The 19,646-nt window shown below is 59.7% G+C and carries 17 protein-coding genes and 2 tRNA genes; 3 read left to right on the forward strand and 16 right to left on the reverse strand.

The annotated features are described in order from the left end of the window. Window positions 1–63: 63 nt before the first annotated feature. The gene (locus tag DWX58_RS14000) at window positions 64–1,284 is read left to right on the forward strand and encodes a dicarboxylate/amino acid:cation symporter (protein ID WP_118644877.1); all 1,221 of its coding nucleotides are present in this window, start codon (window positions 64–66) and stop codon (window positions 1,282–1,284) included. A gap of 54 nt (window positions 1,285–1,338) precedes the next feature. Here the strand turns inward: DWX58_RS14000 and DWX58_RS14005 are convergent, their stop codons facing one another. From DWX58_RS14005 to DWX58_RS14040, 8 genes are all read right to left on the reverse strand, one after another. Beyond that, window positions 1,339–2,259, reverse strand: a complete 921-nt coding sequence (locus DWX58_RS14005) for a LysR family transcriptional regulator (protein WP_118644878.1) — start codon at window positions 2,257–2,259, stop codon at window positions 1,339–1,341. Window positions 2,260–2,750: 491 nt separating this feature from the next. Next, window positions 2,751–4,106, reverse strand: a complete 1,356-nt coding sequence (rpoN, locus tag DWX58_RS14010) for an RNA polymerase factor sigma-54 (protein WP_158579299.1) — start codon at window positions 4,104–4,106, stop codon at window positions 2,751–2,753. A gap of 425 nt (window positions 4,107–4,531) precedes the next feature. Continuing rightward, window positions 4,532–4,870 carry a histidine triad nucleotide-binding protein gene (locus DWX58_RS14015; RefSeq protein ID WP_118644881.1) on the reverse strand — a complete coding sequence of 113 codons (339 nt, stop codon included), beginning with the start codon at window positions 4,868–4,870 and terminating at the stop codon, window positions 4,532–4,534. A gap of 67 nt (window positions 4,871–4,937) precedes the next feature. Continuing rightward, window positions 4,938–5,867: a hypothetical protein gene (locus tag DWX58_RS14020; RefSeq protein WP_118644883.1), complete on the reverse strand. Its 930-nt coding sequence runs from the start codon at window positions 5,865–5,867 to the stop codon at window positions 4,938–4,940. Window positions 5,868–5,961: 94 nt separating this feature from the next. Next, entirely contained in the window at window positions 5,962–6,456 is a 495-nt protein-coding gene (locus DWX58_RS14025) for an RNA polymerase sigma factor (protein WP_243093533.1), read from the reverse strand. A 134-nt stretch (window positions 6,457–6,590) separates the two neighbouring features. Then, entirely contained in the window at window positions 6,591–7,118 is a 528-nt protein-coding gene (locus DWX58_RS14030; protein ID WP_118644885.1) for a hypothetical protein, read from the reverse strand. 119 nt (window positions 7,119–7,237) lie between these two features. After that, a complete protein-coding gene (gene alaS, locus DWX58_RS14035; RefSeq protein ID WP_118644887.1) occupies window positions 7,238–9,916 on the reverse strand; it encodes an alanine--tRNA ligase in 2,679 nt (892 codons plus the stop codon). A gap of 48 nt (window positions 9,917–9,964) precedes the next feature. Next, window positions 9,965–10,396, reverse strand: a complete 432-nt coding sequence (locus tag DWX58_RS14040; protein ID WP_118644889.1) for a DUF3887 domain-containing protein — start codon at window positions 10,394–10,396, stop codon at window positions 9,965–9,967. 384 nt (window positions 10,397–10,780) lie between these two features. Here DWX58_RS14040 and DWX58_RS14045 point away from each other — a divergent pair. After that, window positions 10,781–10,867 (forward strand) — tRNA-Ser (locus DWX58_RS14045). A 35-nt stretch (window positions 10,868–10,902) separates the two neighbouring features. Further along, a tRNA-Ser gene (locus tag DWX58_RS14050) sits at window positions 10,903–10,994 on the forward strand. Between the two features lie 132 nt (window positions 10,995–11,126). Here DWX58_RS14050 and DWX58_RS14055 read toward each other — a convergent pair. The 8 genes from DWX58_RS14055 to DWX58_RS14090 form a co-directional block, all read right to left on the reverse strand. Further along, a complete protein-coding gene (locus tag DWX58_RS14055; protein ID WP_118644892.1) occupies window positions 11,127–11,891 on the reverse strand; it encodes a peptidoglycan recognition family protein in 765 nt (254 codons plus the stop codon). A 256-nt stretch (window positions 11,892–12,147) separates the two neighbouring features. Beyond that, window positions 12,148–13,329, reverse strand: a complete 1,182-nt coding sequence (locus DWX58_RS14060; RefSeq protein WP_118644895.1) for a sodium ion-translocating decarboxylase subunit beta — start codon at window positions 13,327–13,329, stop codon at window positions 12,148–12,150. 15 nt (window positions 13,330–13,344) lie between these two features. After that, on the reverse strand, window positions 13,345–14,022 hold the full coding sequence (locus DWX58_RS16010; RefSeq protein ID WP_118644898.1) for an OadG family transporter subunit: 678 nt from the start codon (window positions 14,020–14,022) through the stop codon (window positions 13,345–13,347). A 16-nt stretch (window positions 14,023–14,038) separates the two neighbouring features. Next, window positions 14,039–14,470, reverse strand: a complete 432-nt coding sequence (locus tag DWX58_RS14070) for a biotin/lipoyl-containing protein (protein ID WP_118644901.1) — start codon at window positions 14,468–14,470, stop codon at window positions 14,039–14,041. A 199-nt stretch (window positions 14,471–14,669) separates the two neighbouring features. Beyond that, entirely contained in the window at window positions 14,670–15,806 is a 1,137-nt protein-coding gene (gene hgdB, locus DWX58_RS14075) for a (R)-2-hydroxyglutaryl-CoA dehydratase subunit beta (protein WP_118644904.1), read from the reverse strand. Then, window positions 15,803–17,266: a (R)-2-hydroxyglutaryl-CoA dehydratase subunit alpha gene (gene hgdA / locus DWX58_RS14080; protein WP_118644907.1), complete on the reverse strand. Its 1,464-nt coding sequence runs from the start codon at window positions 17,264–17,266 to the stop codon at window positions 15,803–15,805. Before hgdA ends, hgdB begins: the two co-directional genes overlap by 4 nt. A 54-nt stretch (window positions 17,267–17,320) precedes the next feature. Further along, complete coding sequence (gene hgdC / locus DWX58_RS14085) at window positions 17,321–18,115, reverse strand: (R)-2-hydroxyglutaryl-CoA dehydratase activase HgdC (RefSeq protein ID WP_118644910.1); 795 nt, start codon at window positions 18,113–18,115, stop codon at window positions 17,321–17,323. Window positions 18,116–18,191: 76 nt separating this feature from the next. Further along, window positions 18,192–19,442 carry a sodium/glutamate symporter gene (locus DWX58_RS14090; protein ID WP_118644913.1) on the reverse strand — a complete coding sequence of 417 codons (1,251 nt, stop codon included), beginning with the start codon at window positions 19,440–19,442 and terminating at the stop codon, window positions 18,192–18,194. Between the last annotated feature and the right edge of the window lie 204 nt (window positions 19,443–19,646).

The raw sequence follows: 19,646 nt of genomic DNA on the forward strand, positions 1-19,646 counted from the left end.
GCGGCCAGGCGCATATTATGGTACCATAGGGATGCTCCGCAAAACAAGAAAGGTTGTGGTCCTGTGAAAAAAGCTCTGAACAGCCTGCCCGCTCGTCTGATCATCGGCGTGATTATCGGTATCTTCCTGGGCCTGGCGTGCACCAATCTGTTCCTCTTTGGAAAAGACGTGGGCGTCATGATCATGCAGGTGATTCTGACCGTGAAAAACCTGCTGGGTTCGCTGATCTCCTTCTGTGTGCCCCTCATCATCATCGGCTTCATCGCCCCCTCCATCACCCGGCTGAGAAGCAACGCTTCCCGGATGCTGGCGCTGGCGCTGGCGCTGGCCTATACCTCTTCGGTGTGTGCCGCCCTCTTTTCCACTGCGGCCGGCTACACCATCATCCCCGCCCTGTCCATCCAGTCTGCGGTGGACGGCCTTCGGGACACCCCCGAGCTGCTTTTTAACCTGGAGATTGCCCCCATCATGTCGGTGATGTCTGCCCTGGTGTTCTCCGTGCTGGTGGGCCTGGCTGCCACCTGGACCCACGCCCGGGTGGTCACTCAGGTGCTGGAGGAGTTCCAGCAGATCATTCTGGCCGTGGTGACCCGGGTGGTCATCCCCATCCTGCCCTTCTTCATTGCCGGCACCTTCACCGGTCTGGCCTATGAGGGCACCATCACCAAGCAGCTGCCCATCTTCCTCATCGTCATTCTCATCGTTATGGTGGGCCACTATATTTGGCTGGCCCTGCTGTACGGCCTGGCCGGGCTCTACTCCGGCTCCAACCCCTGGGAGGTACTGCGCCACTACGGCCCCGCCTACCTCACCGCCGTGGGCACCATGTCCTCCGCCGCCACCATGGCCGTGGCTCTGAAGGGCGCCAAGAAGTCCTCTGTCCTCCGCCAGGACCTGACCGACTTCGGCATCCCCCTGTTCGCCAACATCCACCTGTGCGGCTCTGTGCTCACTGAGACCTTCTTTGTCATGGTGGTCTCCAAGGTGCTCTACGGCACCCTGCCCTCTCTGGGCTCCATGATCCTCTTCTGCTTCCTGCTGGGCATCTTCGCCGTGGGCGCCCCCGGCGTGCCTGGCGGCACGGTGATGGCGTCCCTGGGGCTCATCATCAGCGTGCTGGGCTTTGACAACGACGGCACTGGCCTGATGATGACCATCTTCGCCCTCCAGGACAGCTTCGGCACCGCCTGCAACGTCACCGGCGACGGCGCGCTGACCCTGATGCTCACCGGCTACGCCAAGAAGCACAACATTCACGAGATGCCCAATCAGACCATTCTCTAAGTCTTTGGATAAAAGCAAACCGGACGCCCTGCGGGGCGTCCGGTTTTTTGTATCTTACAGCAGGGGCCGCTCCTCCAGCGACACCCCCAGCTCTTCCGCCTCCCGGCTCTCCTGCACATAGCGAAGAAACTGGCCCGCCACACCCAGAGGCCGCTGATCTTTGGGCCACACCAGCACATACTCCGCCTGCCGGGGGCTGCCGGTAATGACCTTGGACACCAGCAGGCGGTTTGGCGTGGATGTGGTCTGGGGGAAAATGCTGATGCCCACCCCCTGCTCTGTCAGGGCCACCGCGTCCACATAGTTGGACATCTCACATAAAATGCGGGGTTCGGCGCCGATCTCCTCAAACCAGGCCCGGATGGCCTCCACCCTGGATTTCCGGGAGGGAATGATCAGTTCCTCCCCCGCTAAACGCTCCAGCGGCACGGAATCTCCCTCCATCTGAGCCAGGGGGTGCTGTCGAGGAATCAGCGCCACCCAGGGCTCCCGGCCCACAGGGACGCCGTCCAGATGCTCACTGTCGTAGGGGGCCGCCAGGATGGCCAGGTCAGCCAATCCTTTCTGGAGCCGCTCCAGCACGTCATCGCCGCTTCCGTTCCACAGGCTGTACCGCACCAGAGGATAGTGCTCCCGAAAGCCCGCAATCCACTGGGCGCACAGATAGGGGGCCCGCCCCTCCACCATGGCCAGGCTGACCGTGCCCGAGAGGCCCTCCGCCATGGTCTGCAGCTCCTGCCGGGTTTTATCCGCCAGGTCCAGCATCTGGTCCGCCCGGCGCAGCAGCAGCTCCCCCTCCTGGGTCAGCTGCAGCCGCCGCTTCCCCCGGTAAAACAGGGTGACGCCCAAATCCTCCTCCAGAGCCCGCATCTGATTGCTCAGAGGCGGCTGGCTCATGTGCAGCTTCTCCGCCGCCCGGGTGATGTTCAGCTCCCGGGCCACCACAGTAAAATAGCGCAGGGTACGCAGTTCCATGGTTTCTCACCTCCTGTTTATCATATCAAAAAGATATGATAAACGCAATAATATATGTATTTCCTTTTTAAAGACAACTGTGATAAGGTATAGTTGTCCAAAGGAACTGGCCAGTTCCCAATTGATTTTTCAGAATGAATGGAGGTCCTGACGATGAAACATGGTTCCCTCTTTTCCAACGCCCTGTACACCCACCATCAGCGACGCTCCGCGTGGCAGCTGTAAGGGCCGCGTCCTTCCTGATCTATAATCGATTGGAGCAGGGCCCTGTTCCGGCCCCGCTCTCCATTCCGTCATCTGTCTGAGTGCTGCCTGGTGCAGCAGAATGGAGGAATTATTTATGAAAAAGTTGTCTGCTCTTCTTGAGGCCTATTATCGTACCTTTGCCCGCTGAATTTGCTCTCTTCCCTTTGTGTGATTCCATCCATCACCAAAGAAAAAAATACGCTCCGGATAGCATCCCTCTCCGCTATCCGGGGCGTATTTGTTTTTTAATAGCGCCGGCGGCCGCTGGCCCCCGGAATGTTCATCTCATCCCGATACTTGGCCACAGTCCGCCGGGACAGAGGACAGCCCTCCTGGGCCATGCGCTCACACAGCTTCTGATCGGAGAGGGGCGCGGCTTTGTCCTCCTCCTCGATGAGGCGGCGCAGCAGCATCCTGGCCGCCGTAGCCCCCATGGAAGAGGCCTGCTCCTCCCCCACCGCCCGGCGGGAGAAAAAGTAGTTTAGAGGATATACGCCTCGCTGACACTGGAGGTATTTCTCCCGCACCGCCCGGCTCACGGTGGATTCGTGGATTCCCAGCTCCTGGGCCACGTCCACCAGCCGAAGGGGAACCAGGGCCATGGGCCCCCGGCGGAAAAACTCGTTCTGCCGCTGCACGATCACCTGAGCACAGCGCTGCAAGGTGCTCTCACGCTGGTCCACCGCCCACAGCACGTTCTCCGCCTGGCGAAGCTTGGCGCCCAGGTACTCCCTCACCTCCCGGTCTGAGGACTGCTTCAGCAGCTCCCGGTAGTAGCTGTTGATGTGAAACATGGGGCGCTCCCGCTGGCGGACCTGAATCACGTAGCCCCCATCGGACTCCTCCACAAAGACGTCAGGCTGGATATAGGCCACCTGCTCCGAGCGTTGGAACATCATGCCCGGCCGGGGTTCCAGCTGCTGAATACGCTCCTCGGCCTGCTGGACCTGGGTCATGGTCAGGCCAAGCTTTTCCCCAATGGCACGGTAGCGCCGCTTGGCCAGCAGATCCAGACAGTCCTTTGCCACCGACAGCGCGGGGCCCACCTCCCCCTGACGCTCCAGCTGGAGCACCAGACACTGAGACAGGGTCTCCGCCCCCACTCCAGGCGGGTCCAGAGACTGGAGAATCTCCAGCCCCTGCTCCAGCATGGGAACCGGAATCCGGGTATTTTTCGAAATTTCCTCCAGTCCCACCCGCAAGTAGCCGTCGTCCTCCAAAAAACAGGCCAGACTCTGGACGCACCGGGTCATATCCCGGTCCAGGGGAAGGCGGTCAATCTGCCGCAGGACAAAGCGCTGCAGCGTCTCCTCCAGTCCGCCCTCCGTCCCAATCCGGGCCAGGGGGTCCAGCTCCTCCTCGCTCATGGTCTGGTAGAAGTGGTTCTGCCGGTCGTTGTCCTCCAGCCAGCGCAGGCGGCTGATCAGCTCCTCGCCCCGGTCCAGCTCCGCTGCCGTCCGCTCCTCGGGCTCCACCATAGGGTTTTCCAGGGCCAGCTCCTGAATATAGGCCTCCAGCTCCACCGTGCTCAGCTGCAGCAGCTCCACACTCTGCAGCTGCTGCTGCGTCAGCTTTTGTACCTGCAGCTGCTGAAGCTCCACCACGCGCACCTCCTCTGCCTGAAAAACGGCCTGCGGCCTCCGTCATCCCCCCTGAGCCGGGCCCCGGGGAACCGCCTTAACTTTGGATCTTTTATACTATACCAGAAAACATCCCTTTTGTCACCTGATTCGCCCCGCTTCTACCTCCAAATTCTTGTCCGGGCATAAAAACGCCCCCGACCGCGTGTATGCTCACGGTCGGGGGCGCCGTCCGGGGAGATGCCTGTTCCGCCGGACATTTCTGGTGGTCAGAGTGCGTCACACTAGGTAGGAAGAAAGCAGGGAGGTGTAATGTGAGGAGGGGAGTTCGCTTCCTCTAACCACGTTTAGATTAGCATATGCTAACTCATTTGTCAACCACTTTTTTGGCCTTTCACAAAAAAACTCCGGAGCCCAAAGCTCCGGAGTTTTTCTGTTTTCTTGCATCAGCCGGGAGGCCAGGTCATATCCCGTCCACCGAGGACGTGGAAATGGAGATGAGGCACAGACTGGCCGGCCTGCTCTCCGATGTTGGACACCACCCGGTAGCTCTCCAGGCCCAAGTCCTTGGTCACCTTGGAGATCACGGCAAAGATGTGGGCCACCACGGTGGCATTCTCCGGGTTGATCTCCGCCACGGAGGCGATATGGGCCTTGGGAATCACCAGGAAGTGGGTGGGCGCCTGGGGATCGATGTCGTAGAAGGCATAGACCGTCTCATCCTCGTAGACCTTGTTGGACGGAATCTGCCCGGCGGCAATCTTACAAAACAGGCAATCAGACATGGAAAACCCTCCTTTGTTTGTCAGGTACTTCCATTGTACCCCATTTTGCCGAAATTGCAATGGGCAATCAGCCCTCGGTGAAGGTCAGCCCATCCAGGGAGAAGGTCTGGCCCAGCAGGGTGATGGCGGTCACATCCTCCGGTTCCAGAATCATATCGGTCTGGAAGATGCTGTGTACCGCTCCGGTGGCTTCGTCGGTGGTCTGGGACACCATACGCCGTACGGACACCTCTGTGCCGTCCGCAAGACGGAGACTGGCATCCTCCTCAACGCGGGCCAGGTCCGACTCCTCCCAAGCCCGCTCCTCCATCTCTCCCTGGAGGACGAAGGCCGCGCTGATGGGTGAGAGGTAGAGCTCGCTCAGGGTCATAGTCTCCCCATCCACCTGGATCGGCGCACTCAGGGCGTAGGTTCTGCCGCTGTCCTGCTCCGGCAGGGCCACGGTGCAGCTCTGCTCCTGCTCCTCCCTAGAGAAGTCCACGTTCAATTTTTTGCCTCCGCTCTCCATCAGCCATTTTGGCGTCAGGGTCACGCTCTGGCCCAACAGGTCCTTGGCTCCCAGCTCCCGGGCCCCCTTGGTTTGGAGGAAGGTGAGCCGGTTGTCCCCTGGGTCCTCATCCTCCAGAATCACCGGGCCGTAACCCCAGCCGCTGCTGGCCGGCTGGTTGCGTGCCGAAGGGGGCAGCTCCATGCCCAGTTCCAAGTAGTAGGCCTCTCCGTCCAGCACGGTTCCCTCCGGGGCAACCACCTCGGAGAGGACTGCCATGGAATAGCGGTCCGCCAACACCTGCACGATGTTGACCGTCCAGCCGTTTTCATACTGGAAGCTCTCTTCCACTCCAACGACGCCCCCGGACACCTGCTGGGCGTCCTCCTCCGCGCCTCTGAAATAGGCCACAAATCGCTGGTCCAGACCCGTTATCACCGTAAAGGCGCAGGCCATCAGCAGCAGAGCGGCAGCCACCAGCACCGTCACTGTTTTTTTCACCGGTTTCATTGGGCTTGTCCTCCTTTTCTCGCTTAGGAGGCGCTCCAGCATGGCCTCTTCCTCCTCACTAGACAGCCGGACCTGGTCAAAGATCCGTTCCAATTCACGGTTGTCCATACTCGTTCACCTCCAGGATGTCTTTCAGCCTCCATCTGGCCTGAACCAGCCAGGTGCGGACGGTGGAAGGGTTCTTTCCCAGGATCTCCGCCGTCTCCAGGGTGGAATAGCCCTGGTAATAGTGGAGGTAGAGCACCATGCGGTACTTCTCCGGCAGAGATAGGATGTATTCCCATAGTTCCCCGTCCTCTGGGCGCTCCCAGGTCAGGTGTTCCAGGGCCTCCTCCCCCACCCGTTTGGTCCGCCACCAGTGTTTCAGCTGATTTTTGCATTCGTTTCTTGCGGTGACAATGAACCATGCCTTTTCATGCTCCGGATCATGGAAGGGCTTTGGATCCTCCATCACCTTGCGGAAGACATTCTGGGCGGCGTCCTCCGCGTCAGGGCGGTTTTTCATCAGCATCATGCAGATTTGATAGACCATTTTGATGTGTCGCCGGTAGAGGCTGGCCACTTCCTCCCGGCTCCGTATTCCATCCACGAAGGCACCTCCCTTCTATCTCTTCTGTCTATTACACAATTGGAGGGAACAAATTGTTGAGTGGAGAAAAAATTTTGAAAGGGACGGCACAGGCCGTCCCTCTGTGAGTGAAAAAGGTATCTGGAATGGGGGTATTAAAGCCCAAGCGTTTCGTAATACTCCGGGGAAAAGATCAGCACCGCCGGGTCAAAATCGGACTGAAGTGTCTTTACCGCCTCGTAAGGATCGGCGGGAGCAATAGAAAACTCCGTACGCAGGCACTCCAGGGCCTGTGCCTTTCGCGCCAAAAATTCCTGGCACCCCGGCCAGTCCGCTTCCCCGTCCTCCGCCAGCAGTTGGCGAAAGCGCTCCTCCGAAAGCCACCAGATCTGGGACAAGGGGTTGGCGTCCCGGCAAAACAGCACATAGGAGAGGAATGTGCGAAAATTCTCCGCCACCGGCAGCACATAGCTCCCTGGCTCTCCCATGGCGGGATCGACGCAGAACACCCGCTCGTCTCCCGGCAGCAGAATAAAGTGAACGCCGTCACAACCAATCCAACCTACATACTCGGCTCCCAACGGGGTACAGAAGTACGGTTCATTCTCCTCCTGCTGGATGAGTCCGATGGATTCAAAATCCAGTTTCAAAGCACGAAACCGTTTCAGGTCCTCTCGCGTCATGGGAATATTCTCCTTTCGCCATTTTCTCTCTTCGGACGGCAATATGCAAATCCCCGCCGTATATTTCGGCGGGGATTTTACACATTGTAGGTGCTATTTGCTTACAATCGCGGGGCGGCTTACAGTCCCAGCTTCATGGACACTACATTGTCCACCATAGCCAGAGCATTGTCCAGCATCAGGGGATCCTTACCGCCGCCCATGGCGGAGTCAGGCTTGCCGCCGCCGGAACCGCCGGCAATGGCAGACACCTGCTTGATGATGTCGCCGGCCTTCACGCCCTTCTGAACGGCCTCCTTGCCGCAGACGGCCAGGAAGGTGATCTTCTCACCCTGAACGGTGGCCAGCACAGCCACCACCTTGGGATCCTTATCCCGCAGGAAGTCGCCCATGCTGCGCAGCCGGGCGGCATCGGCATCGGGCACGGTGGAGGTCAGCACCTTCAGACCACCCACGTCGTGGGCAGCAAAGAGGAAGCGCTCGGCCTCGCCCATGGCGTCCTTGCTCTTGAACTTCTCCACCAGCTGCTTCAGGTCCTTCATCTCGGCCATCAGGTGCTCAGCCTTGTCCCGCAGCTCGCCGGGCTTGGCCTTCAGGGTAGCAGCGGCCTGGAAGAGCATCTCCTGGTTGCGGTTCATGACCTCCAGGGAAGCCCGGCCGGTGGTGGCCTCAATACGGCGCACGCCGCTGGCCACGGAGAATTCGCTGGAGATGTGGAACACGCCCACCTTGGCGGTGTTGTCCAGGTGGGTGCCGCCGCAGAACTCCACGGAGTAGCCCTCGCCCATGTCCACCACCCGGACGGTGTCGCCATACTTCTCGCCGAAGAGGGCGATGGCGCCCCGCTTCTTGGCCTCCTCAATGGGCAGCACGTCGGTGTGGATTTCATAGCCCTCCAGCACCGCCTCGTTGACCATGGCAGACACCTTGGCCAGCTCCTCAGCGGTCATGGCGGAGAAGTGTGTGAAGTCAAAGCGCAGGCGGTCCTCCTCCACCAGGGAGCCGGCCTGATGGACGTGGTCGCCCAGCACAGTGCGAAGGGCCTTGTCCAGCAGGTGGGTGGCGGAGTGGGCGCGCATCACGGCCTTGCGGCGCTTCACGTCAATGGCGGCAGTGACGGTATCGCCCAGCTTCAGCACGCCGGAGGACAGCTTGCCGTAGTGCATATACTTGCCGCCCTTGTTCTTCTGCACGTCGTTGACCAGGAACTGGGCGCCGCTCTGGGTGGTGATGGTGCCGTGGTCGGCCACCTGGCCGCCCATCTCGGCATAGAAGGGAGTCTTGTCCAGCACCAGGATGGCCTCCACGCCGGGCATGACCTCCTCAGCCTGCTCGTTCTCCACCACCAGGGCCACCACCTTGGCATCCTCAATGGCGGTGTTCTCGTAGCCCACAAACTGGGTCTCGGGCACGTCCTTGCCGAACTCCACGCCGGACCAGCCCAGATCGCCCAGAGCCTCCCGGGCCTTCCGGGCCCGCTGGCGCTGCTCCTCCATCTGCTTGTGGAACTCGTCCTCGTCCAGCTTCATGCCCTGCTCTTCCACCATCTCCAGGGTCAGGTCAATGGGGAAGCCGTAGGTATCATAGAGCTTGAAGGCGTCGGCGCCGGAGAAGGTCTGCTCCCCCTTGGCCTTGTGGCCCTCCAGCATCTCATTGAAGATACGGAGGCCGCCGTCGATGGTCTTGGCGAAGTTCTCCTCCTCCACCCGGATGACCTTGGTGATATAGTCCTGGCGCTCCCGCAGCTCAGGGTAGTGGCCCTCGTTCTCGTGAATGACGGTGTCACACACCTCATAGAGGAAGGGCTTGTTCACGCCCAGCAGCTTTCCGTGGCGGGCGGCCCGGCGCAGCAGGCGGCGGAGCACATAGCCCCGGCCCTCGTTGGAGGGCAGCACGCCGTCGCAGATCATGAAGGTGGCGGAGCGGATGTGGTCGGTAATCACCCGGAGGGACACGTCCTTGGCGGCGGTCTCGCCGTAGTGGGCGCCGGTGATCTCGCTCACCTTGTGGGTGATGTTCATGACGGTGTCCACGTCAAAGAGGGAGGGCACGCCCTGGCACACGCAGGCCAGACGCTCCAGACCCATGCCGGTGTCGATGTTCTTCTGTTTCAGCTCGGTGTAGTGGCCCTCACCGTCGTTGTCGAACTGGGAGAACACCACGTTCCAGACCTCAATGTAGCGGTCGCAGTCACAGCCCACGGTGCAGCCGGGCTTGCCGCAGCCCCACTGCTCACCCCGGTCGTAGTAGATCTCAGAGCAGGGACCGCAGGGGCCGGAGCCGTGCTCCCAGAAGTTGTCCGCCTTGCCGAACTTGAAGATGTGGTCAGCGGGGATGCCGATCTCCTCGTTCCAGATACGGAAGGCCTCGTCGTCGGCGGGGGTAGTCTCGTTGCCCTCAAAGACGGAGGGATAGAGGCGGTTGGGGTCCAGGCCCACCCACTCCGGGCTGGTCAAAAACTCCCAGGCCCAGTGGATGGCATCCTTCTTGAAGTAGTCACCGAAGGAGAAGTTGCCCAGCATCTCAAAATAGGTGCCGTGGCGGGCAGTCTTGCCGATGTTCTCAATGTCGCCGGTACGGATGCACTTCTGGCAGGTACACACCCGGTGACGGGGAGGCTCCTGCTCCCCGGTGAACCAGGGCTTCATGGGGGCCATGCCGCTGTTGATGAGCAGCAGAGAGGGGTCGTTCTGGGGGATCAGAGAAAAGCTGGGCAGACGAAGATGGCCCTTCGTCTCAAAGAAGGCCAGGAACATCTCGCGCAGTTCATTCAGGCCAAAGGGTTTGGGATCGCTCATATTTGATTACCTCCATGTAAAATCTTTTATATATAATACGATTTGCTATTAAAATAAGGACTGCTCTCCAACGGTAAAGCCCATCAGTTCCATCTCAGTACTGAAGGCCACCCGGTAGACCGCTTTCTTTTTCTCGTGCTTGCAGTAGAACACCGCCGTGCCATATTCTTCGCCGCTGTCCAGCTTCTGCCCGGTGACAAGGGTGTCATTCTCCTTCACATAGGGTCCCACGTCGTCCAGCAGATTCTCCATGGCTTCCCGGATATCATCCACGGTACTGGTCTCCTGGCCGTCGGCCCGCATCCGGTCGTAGACGGCCTGATAGTCCCCCTCGTTGAGCAGGGTCACGATCTCCCGCCCTGCATCCAGGAGAGCCTCCTCATCCATGCCCTGGGGCAGCGCCTTTCCGCTGCATCCGGTCAGCACGGCCAGCAGCACCACGGCCAGCACGCCGGCTGTCAATCGTTTGAATTTGCTCATGTCACACTCCTTTTTCCCGAAAAAAACCGCCCCTGACCTTCGTCAGGGGCGGAAATTCCACGGTACCACCCTGATTATCCCAGGTTACACCAGGTACCCGGGCATCTTCAGCTGCCCAATAACGTGGGGCAATCCGTCCCGGTCCTCCCGGGCCGCTCAGAAGTGGCTTGCGCGGTTCTGCCTGCCGGGGGCTTTCACCCTTCCCCCTCGCTTTGGGCGGCGCCGCCGCGCTTGGCTTCGTCATAGCGTTTACTGTGTCATTTTATCATGTTTTCCCCCATTGTCAAGTCGTTCTCCACATTTTTCTCAGAGATTTCAAAGCTTCTATTGACAGAGAGAAAAAAATATGGTAGGATAGTTCTCGCCTCTGATTGAAAAAGATGAGGAGAGATGTCCGAGTGGTTTAAGGAGCCGGTCTTGAAAACCGGTGACTCGCAAGAGCCGTGGGTTCGAATCCCACTCTCTCCGCCACTTTTTTCTCAAATAAGTTTATTGCTTGTAGCCATGCAGAAGTACCCAAGTGGCTATAAGGGGCTCCCCTGCTAAGGGAGTAGGCGGGTAAAACCGTGCGGGGGTTCGAATCCCCCCTTCTGCGCCACGATGCCGCAAAGCCTGTGCTTTGCGGCATCGTTTTTTTATACTTCTCTTGCCTCAACAACGGCGCCATTCTTTGGCTTGACTTCTTGTCCCAGCTGCCCCACCGGTCACTGCCGGCGGGGCAGCTCTTCTGTTATTTCAGGGCAGCGTTGAGCATAGCTGCCACTTCCTGCCGGGTGGCAAAGCCCTGGGGGCTGGTGCCGTCCGTGAAGCCCCGTTCCACCGCCTGACGCAGAGGCTCCTTGGCCCAATCGCTGGTGGCCAGCTTGGTCCGGCTTTTCAAATAGACCTCCATCATCTTGTTGAACTGTTCTTGTGTCACCGTTTCTTCCTCCATTGCCTGAGCCACATCGGCTCGAAAATCGTCCATGGACTTGCCATACATGGGAAACCAGTGGAGTACGTCGGCGTGATTGCTGGCAATCCCCCGCTGATGCCCCTCCTGATGACAGATGACCACTCCATCCGCCTTTGGGTCCAGACCGTAGCGCTGGCACAGGTAGGCGGTCAGCTCCACCGCCTCTTGATAGACGGCCCGGAAATACGTCTCGTCGGACAGGTCATCTTCACAGATTTCAAACGAGATGTGAGTGTTGTTGGCGCTGCCCTTGGGGCCGCTGGCGCTGTGCCACCCACGCATGGTCCAGGGCAGCGTCTGATAGGTGGCCACCGTTCCATCTTTCTGTCTGCCAATGAAGGCATGGACGCAGGCTCCCACGCCGCTTTGGTTCCAGTTCCGGGAAGAGCTCTCCCCCAACAGGCCGTCGTCGGGGCCCACATAGCGCCTGAGATTGGGATTGTTGGCTCCGGTAGAGTGAACCATCACCCCCTTGGGGACAATGGTTCTTCCCGCCTTGTAGCAGTCGTTTTCTTTTAGCATGCAGACGTGTAAGTTCATCCTCGATTTCTCTCCCCCAGCACATGTGCACATCCTTCTCCCCTGCTTTGGGCCATTTTCTCACCGGTCTGTCCGGTGAGCTTGCCTTCGCTTTTTACATCCGGGAAGTAGGCTGATCCTTCTGCAACGAGGCAGCCATTTTCAGGCTCACCCGGTTCAGTCTATGCCTGCCATTTCCAGTTGGTGTCTGCCCATAAAAAAGCACCCCGGCTTCTCAAGCTGAGAAGCCGGGGTGCAATCTGAACCAGATATGGGATCAGCCACCGAACACCTTGATCATGAAGCCGGCAGCCACAGCGGAACCGATAACACCGGCCACGTTGGGGCCCATGGCGTGCATGAGCAGGAAGTTGGAGGGATTCTCCTTCTGGCCGACCACCTGGGAAACCCGGGCGGCCATGGGTACGGCAGACACACCGGCGGAGCCGATGAGGGGGTTCACCTTGCCCTTGGTCAGGACATACATCACATTGCCGAAGATGATACCGCCGGCAGTGGACAGCAGGAAGGCGGTCAGGCCCAGGAAGATGATGCCCAGGGTCTGGCCGGTAAGGAACTCGTCAGCAGTAGCCTTGAAGCCCACCGACAGACCCAGGGGGATGGTCACGATGTTGATCAGGGCATTCTGGGCCACGTCAGACAGACGCTCGGTGACGCCGCACTCACGGAACAGGTTGCCCAGCATGAGCATACCGATCAGGGGCGCGGTGTCAGGGATGAGCAGCACCACAAAGAGGGTAACGGCAATGGGGAAGATGATCTTTTCCGTCTTGGAAACAGTGCGCAGCTGGGTCATCTTGACTTTGCGCATCTCCTTGGTGGTGAGCAGCTTCATGATGGGGGGCTGAATCAGAGGAATCAGCGCCATGTAGGAGTAAGCAGCGATGGCAATGGCCGGCAAAATGCTCACAGCCAGCTTGGAAGCCGTCAAAATGGCGGTGGGGCCGTCTGCGCCGCCGATTACGCCGATGGCAGCGGCCTGGGCGGGGGTAAAGGAGATGGCGCCGCCGGTGATGGGGCCAATGACCAGAGCCATCAGGAAGGCGGCAAAAATGCCCAGCTGAGCGGCAGCGCCCAGCAGCAGAGACATGGGGTTGGCCAGCAGGGGGCCGAAGTCCGTCATGGCGCCAATTCCCATAAAGATAATGGACGGGTAAATGGCGTACTGAACACCCTGATAGAGTACCCACATAAAGCCCACGGTGCCGCTGTGGGTGGCGGCATCATAAACCGGAGGATTGAACAGTCCGGTCACAGGCAGGTTTGCCAGCAGCATACCAAAGGCGATGGGAACCAGCAGCAGAGGCTCAAAGCCTTTGCCGATACCCATATAAAGCAGCACACAGGCAATAAACAGCATCAGCACGGTCTTCCAGTCCAGAGCGGCGAAGCCCGAACCCTGCATGATTTTTGTTAAAACCTCAGTAATAAAATTCATACTTCACCCCTCCTTTCAACCAATGGTAACCAGCAGGTCATCGGTGTTGACGGTGGCACCCACCACTGCAGAGACGGCCTTGACGGTACCGTCCACAGGAGCGGAGACCTCAATTTCCATCTTCATGGCCTCCAGAACCACCAGCACGTCGCCGGCCTTCACGGCCTGGCCCACCTGGCACTCCACCTTAAAGATGTTGCCGGGCATGGGACTCTTCACGGCAGTCTCGCCGGCGGGGGCGGGAGCAGCAGCAGGAGCGGGGGAGGGGGCCGGAGCGGGAGCAACGACAGGTGCCGGGGCAGCCACAGGGGCAGCGGCCACAGGAGCAGCGGCCACAGGAGCAGCAGCCACGGGAGCCACATTGGTAATCCGGAAGGAGTTGGGGTTCATGCCGGACTCCTCCGCAATGGCGGACATCATGACCGCCACCAGTTCACCCTCGTCCACTGCGGGGGCCACCGGGGCAGGAGTGCTGGTCGGAGCGGGGGCCGGCTTGGACACATCCTTGGCGGGGGCAGCAGGCTTCTTAGCACCTTCAATGGTGGAAACCACCTTGGAGATGACCATGATGACCAGCGCCAGAATGGCCAGCATCATAAAGACCACCAGCATACCGCACACGGCCACCATCAGTGCCTCAGGTACACTTAGCGGCTTAAAGGGATCCAGAATCGCAATATCTGCATTTGGCATAGACTATGACCCCCTATTAACCCAGGGTGACCAGCAGGTCGTCGGTGTTGACAGTAGTGCCAACCACAGCAGAGATGGCCTTAACGGTGCCGTCCACGGGAGCGGAGACCTCGATCTCCATCTTCATGGCCTCCAGAACCACCAGCACGTCGCCGGCCTTCACGGCCTGGCCCACCTGGCACTCCACCTTAAAGATGTTGCCGGGCATGGGGCTCTTCACGGCAGTCTCGCCGGCAGCCACAGCGGCGGGGGCGGGAGCAGCAGCGGGAGCGGGGGCCGGAGCAGGGGCGGGTGCGGGAGCAGGAGCAGCGACGGGTGCCGGGGCAGCCACAGGAGCGGCAGCCACAGGGGCAGCGGCCACAGGAGCAGCGGCCACAGGAGCAGCAGCGCCGATCTTCTCAACGCTCACACTGTAAACCTTGCCGTTGACAGTAACATTGTAGTTCATAGCTTCTTTTCCCCTTTACAATATAATAATCGCAGACTTAATGGGGTGAACAGCCGGTTTAGCGTCACCTTGAAATCTGGATTGGCAGCTCCCTGCCTTTTGGGCAGGGAGCATGCCGAAATTAGTGGTATTATAGCATTTTCTTCAATGAAGTGTCAAGATTTTCGACCCTTCCAGCCTGCACATCTGAACAGGTCTTTTACAGCACGTCGGCAAAGGCCTGGATGGCGGTGCTGGCCTGGCCGAAGTCCCGCATCTGCTGGTCGATGCCCAGACGGAGGTGGGGGATACCGGCGTCATCCAGAGCCTTCTTCAGATAGGGGTACTCCATCTCCTCGGGGTCACAGAACTGCTGCATAAAGAGCACCAGACCCTGAGCGCCAGACTTCTTCACCATGTCCACCACGAAATCGGCGCGGCGGTTCTGGTTGGAGAACTCATCATAGAGCAGCACGTCGTAGTCCTGGTCGGCAAACTGCTGGGCCAGAGCCATCATGGGATCGCCGGTCTCGGCAGCGTCCACCCGGATGGCGCGGCTCTCGTGGGCCACGTCGTCGGCGGCGATGGCGATCTGGTTGTCGTCAAAGATCTGCAGCAGCTTGGGGTTGTCGCAGATGATGCCGGAGGTAACCACCTTGCGGCCCTTCCACTGGGAGGCGGGCAGGGCGGCCAGCTCAGCATTCAGAGCCTCCAGCTTCTCGCTGTAGGCCACGGGCTCCATGAACCAGGCGGCGCGCAGAACGGCGGAGCGGTTGACGGCGGAAATGGCCTCGGGGTGCTGACCGGCCAGCTTCACAAACTCACGGCGGGCAGCGCGGTTGCGGTTCATCACCTTGATGGCGCCGCGGAGGGCCTCGTCAGTGATGGGGGCGCCGGAAATCTTCTCCAGCTCGGCCTTGATGTGGTTGTACTGGTCCATGGTGAACTGCAGGCCGAAGGAGGGCTTGCGGTTCTGGGGATGGGCCAGGAAGATGCAGGGCAGCTTCTTGCTCATGGCCACGCGGATATTCTGGCTCATGGGGCGCAGGGTATCACAGATGGTGGGGGTGATGACGCCGTCCAGCTGATCCAGGGTGCCGTCCAGCAGCATCTCCAGAGCCAGCTGAGCAATGGTGCAGTAGAAGGTGGCGCAGTACTCCTTGGCCATGGAGATGGTCTTGTTGTTGCTGCCCCAGATGCCCATGGGCACCATGCCGGCAGCCACTACCAGCTCCACAGGGGCGTAGTAGGGCAGAACACCGATGACCTTCTTTCCCTCCTGCTTGTACTGGGTCAGTACGCGGTAGGGATGCTCAGAAACTTCCTTAAACTCGTTCAGCATAACCTCGGTGCTCATTTCGCCTCGGCCTCCTTATTCGCCTTATTGGCCTCCATGGCCTCCACCAGGCCCTGAACACGGGTGGTGTACTGGGCCTCGTTAAAGTTACGGGGATCCGCCTGGTCGCCGTCGAAGCCGGCGCAGGGCACGCCCAGATCCTCGGTGAAGCGGCGCTGCATCTCGGCCATATAGCCGGACCAGGGCTTGCAGGAACGGTTGTAGTGGACCAGCACGCCGTCCACCTTGTTGTCCCGGCAGATGCCCTCACGCCAATCCACGCCCTGCTCGATACACACGGAGTTGGGGGCCTTGTAGTAGGCGCGGGCCATCTCGTCCATGTTGTTGTACACGAAGCCGAAGGCGGGGGCGTACACCACGGCGGTGACGTTGACGCCGTGCTCCTTCAGGGGCTTGAACAGGTTGGGCAGCTTGGGCCAGCAGGGGATGCCCTCGAACATCACGCGGAACTTCTCGGGGAAGGGCGTGGTGGTGGTGCCATCCTTGATGGCCTGCTCCAGATCCTTCTCCAGCAGCTCGAAGGCCTCGGCAGCAGCCACCTTGCCGCGGGCGGTCACCACGTCGGCCATGTGGTTAAAGAGGTCGAAGCCGCTGTAGGGAGCGGGCTTGTACTGCAGGTAGTCGCAGACGCGCAACCAGGCCTTGGCAGTGCGGTTGGCGTTCTCACAGGCGTGCTCGAACTTCTTCTCGTCGAACTTCTTGCCGGTGATCTGCTCCAGCTGGTGGATGGCGGCGTCGAACTGAGCGCGGACATAGGCCACGTTGGTGTCGTGGACATCCACAGTGTTGTTGTAGGGGATGTCGATCATGATCAGGGGGATGTTGCGCATACGGGCGATGTTCTCATACCACTTGGTCATGCAGTTGCAGATGTTGTTGCAGCACAGCACGAAGTCGGGCTGGGGCATACGCATCTGGCGGTAAGGCTTGATGGCCTCCCGACGGAAGTTCTTGTAGGCGATCTCCTTCTCGGTGGTCTCGGGCAGAGCCTCGATCTCATAGATGTCATCCAGCACGGTGTAGGGCTGCATGGTCTTGGGATCCTTCTTGGGCTTGCCGGTCTCGGGATCGATGATGACCTTGCCGTTCTCGTCCTTCAGGGGCTTGCCGCTGTTGGGATCGATGATGAACTCCAGGGTCTCGGGGTCGAACTTGCGGGACGCGCGCTTGCCGGCGGCATAGGCCAGGCTGATGCGGGCGTAGCCGCAGATGTCGTTGTCAAAGCCCAGGTCCTCGGCGGCCTTGCACATGATCTCGCCGTCCCGGTTGGCGGCGATGCCGGCGGCCTGGTTCTCGGGGTACATAATGTTCAGGTCAAAGGCCTCAGCCAGCTCACAGGGGAACTTGGAGCTGGACCAGCCCACCAGCTTGCCCTCAGCATGGGCCTTGCGGGCGTCAGCATAAACATCCTCAACGACCTTGCGCAGAGCCAGGACGCCGGGACTTACCGTTTTAGCCATTGTAGTTTCCTCCCTACTAATGTTCAAAAAATTGCTTGGAGCGGCAAGGGCTTTTTACTCCTTGTGCTCCTTTTGATACTTCTGATAGGCGAACAATGCCGCCCCCAGGGCCCCATTGTACTGGGTCAGGGGGGAGGTATAGATGATGTGGCCAAGCTCCTCCTCCAGAGCCTTTACCACACCGGTGTTCTGTGCCACGCCGCCGGTCATGACCACCTGATCACGCACCCCAACCCGGTGGGCCAGGCCGGCAACCCGGCTGGCCACGGAGTGATGGATGCCGTTGATGATATCCCGCTTATCCGTGTCCATAGCCAACTGGCTGATGACCTCGCTCTCGGCAAAGACGGTGCAGGTGGAGCTGATCTCTACCTTTTTGGTGGACTGGGCGCCCAGGGTGCCCAGGTCCTCCACCTTCACCTCCAGCACCCGGGCCATAACGTCCAGGAACCGGCCGGTGCCGGCGGCGCACTTGTCGTTCATCACGAAGTTGGTCATCACGCCGTTTTCAATCTGAAGGATCTTCACATCCTGGCCGCCGATGTCGATGACGGTGTGGACATCGGGGAACAGGAAACTGGCGCCCTTGGCGTGGCAGCTGAGCTCGCTCATCTGCTGATCCGCCAGCTCCAGCATGGAGTTGCGGCCGTAGCCGGTAGCCAGGATGAAGGACATGTCCTCCTTGGTCTTACCGGCTCCCTCCAGCACCTGGGCAATGGCCCGCTGAGGGCCGCTGGTGCCGGCGCCCACGGATACCAGGGACTTGCTGACGATTTCCTTGCCGTCGGCCAGCATCACACATTTCGAGGCGGTGGAACCGATGTCGATTCCTAAGGTATAAATGCTCATACGTTCATGTCTCTCCATCATTTGAAGGTCTCAGGACGCGGAAAGCGCCCCGGATTGTGTCCCGGCGAGGCCTGTTTTACCGGAACAGGCCGCCGAAAATGGACAGGAAAATGGGATTGTAGATGTCATCAATGATGACGGCGAAGGCGGGATAGAAGACCCACGCCACATGGTGATAGCCATAGGCGTCCATAACGGCCTTCTCGTTAGCCACCGCATTGGGTCCGGAGCCGCAGCCCCAGCCGCAGTTGCCCGCGGCCATGACGGCTGCACCGTAGTCCCGGCCGAAGAGGTTGTAGGAGATAAAGATGGCAAACACAGCCATCAAAACCGCCTGAGCCAGCAGAATGACGCCCATCTGACCTGCCACAGCCAACAGGGCAGTGATGTCAATGGTCATCAGAACCAGGGCCAGGTACAGCTCCAGGAACATGTGCTCGATGGCGTCCACCTCAGGGGTATAGAAGCGGATGTTGGCGGCCTCCATCACGTTGCGGCCAATGGCGCCGGCGAAGAGGCAGCCGATAAACTTGGGCATTTCAATCTTGGGGATATTGTCCAGCAGGCAGTAGATCGGCATGCCCAGAGCCGCCAGCAGGAGCAGCATGGCAAACATGGAGACCATGCGGCTGTTATTCAGGGTGGGAGCAATTCCGGTGGACTCAGCCTCAGGCCGGTCATTGGGATCGGACTTCAGGCCGTGCCGGGAGATAAGGTAGGCCGCCACAGGGCCGCCGATGAGGGAGCCCATAATGTTGCCCATGGTGCCGGCGGTGACACCCACCGCCTTGGCGCCGGCCACGCCCCAGGACTCAAAGGTCTCGCCGAAGGAGGCGGCAGTACCCACACCGCCGGACATGGCGGAGGAGGAGCACTGCAGGGCCAGCAGGGGATTCATGCCCACCAGGTTGCCCACCAGAACGCCGATGACGTCCTGCAGGGTGATGAGCAGGCAGGCGGCAAAGGCTACCTTGATGGCCAGCTTTCCGCCGGCCTTCTGCAGCATCTTGGCGCTGAAGCCGAAGCCTACGCACAGGAAGAACAGGTTCTGACACAGATCCTGAATGGTAGATACATCAAACTGGATGGCCAGAATGCCGCCCCCTTTGATCAGGGCAATGATGATGGAAACCAGCAAGCCGGACACCACCGGAGCGGGGATGGCAAACTTCCGCAGAAGCTTGCTGTGGCTGACCAGGGCGTGGCCCAGGAAAATCACCAGAGCCGCAATGCCCAGAGAGGTCAGGTACTCTACTTTGAAGGATGCAACCGCACCATCTGCGGCCGGTGTGTAGGTACCAAAATAGGATAAGATTTTTTCTGCCATAAGGGTTTTCTCCTTTCCAAAATACAGTACTATATAGCAAACATTCCCGTATTTTGTCAATGTGAGAATTCACAACCCTGACAATCTTTATCCCGTATTTTCCCCCGCGGAAGGCGGTCTTTTTTTCCCCATTTTCCTTCTGCCCCAAGGCTTCCAAAAAATTGGTTATTTTGCCGGTAAATTCTCTCCGGCGGAGGGCCTCTC

The organism is Pseudoflavonifractor sp. AF19-9AC (genome assembly GCF_003478995.1).
Classification (GTDB): domain Bacteria; phylum Bacillota; class Clostridia; order Oscillospirales; family Oscillospiraceae; genus Lawsonibacter.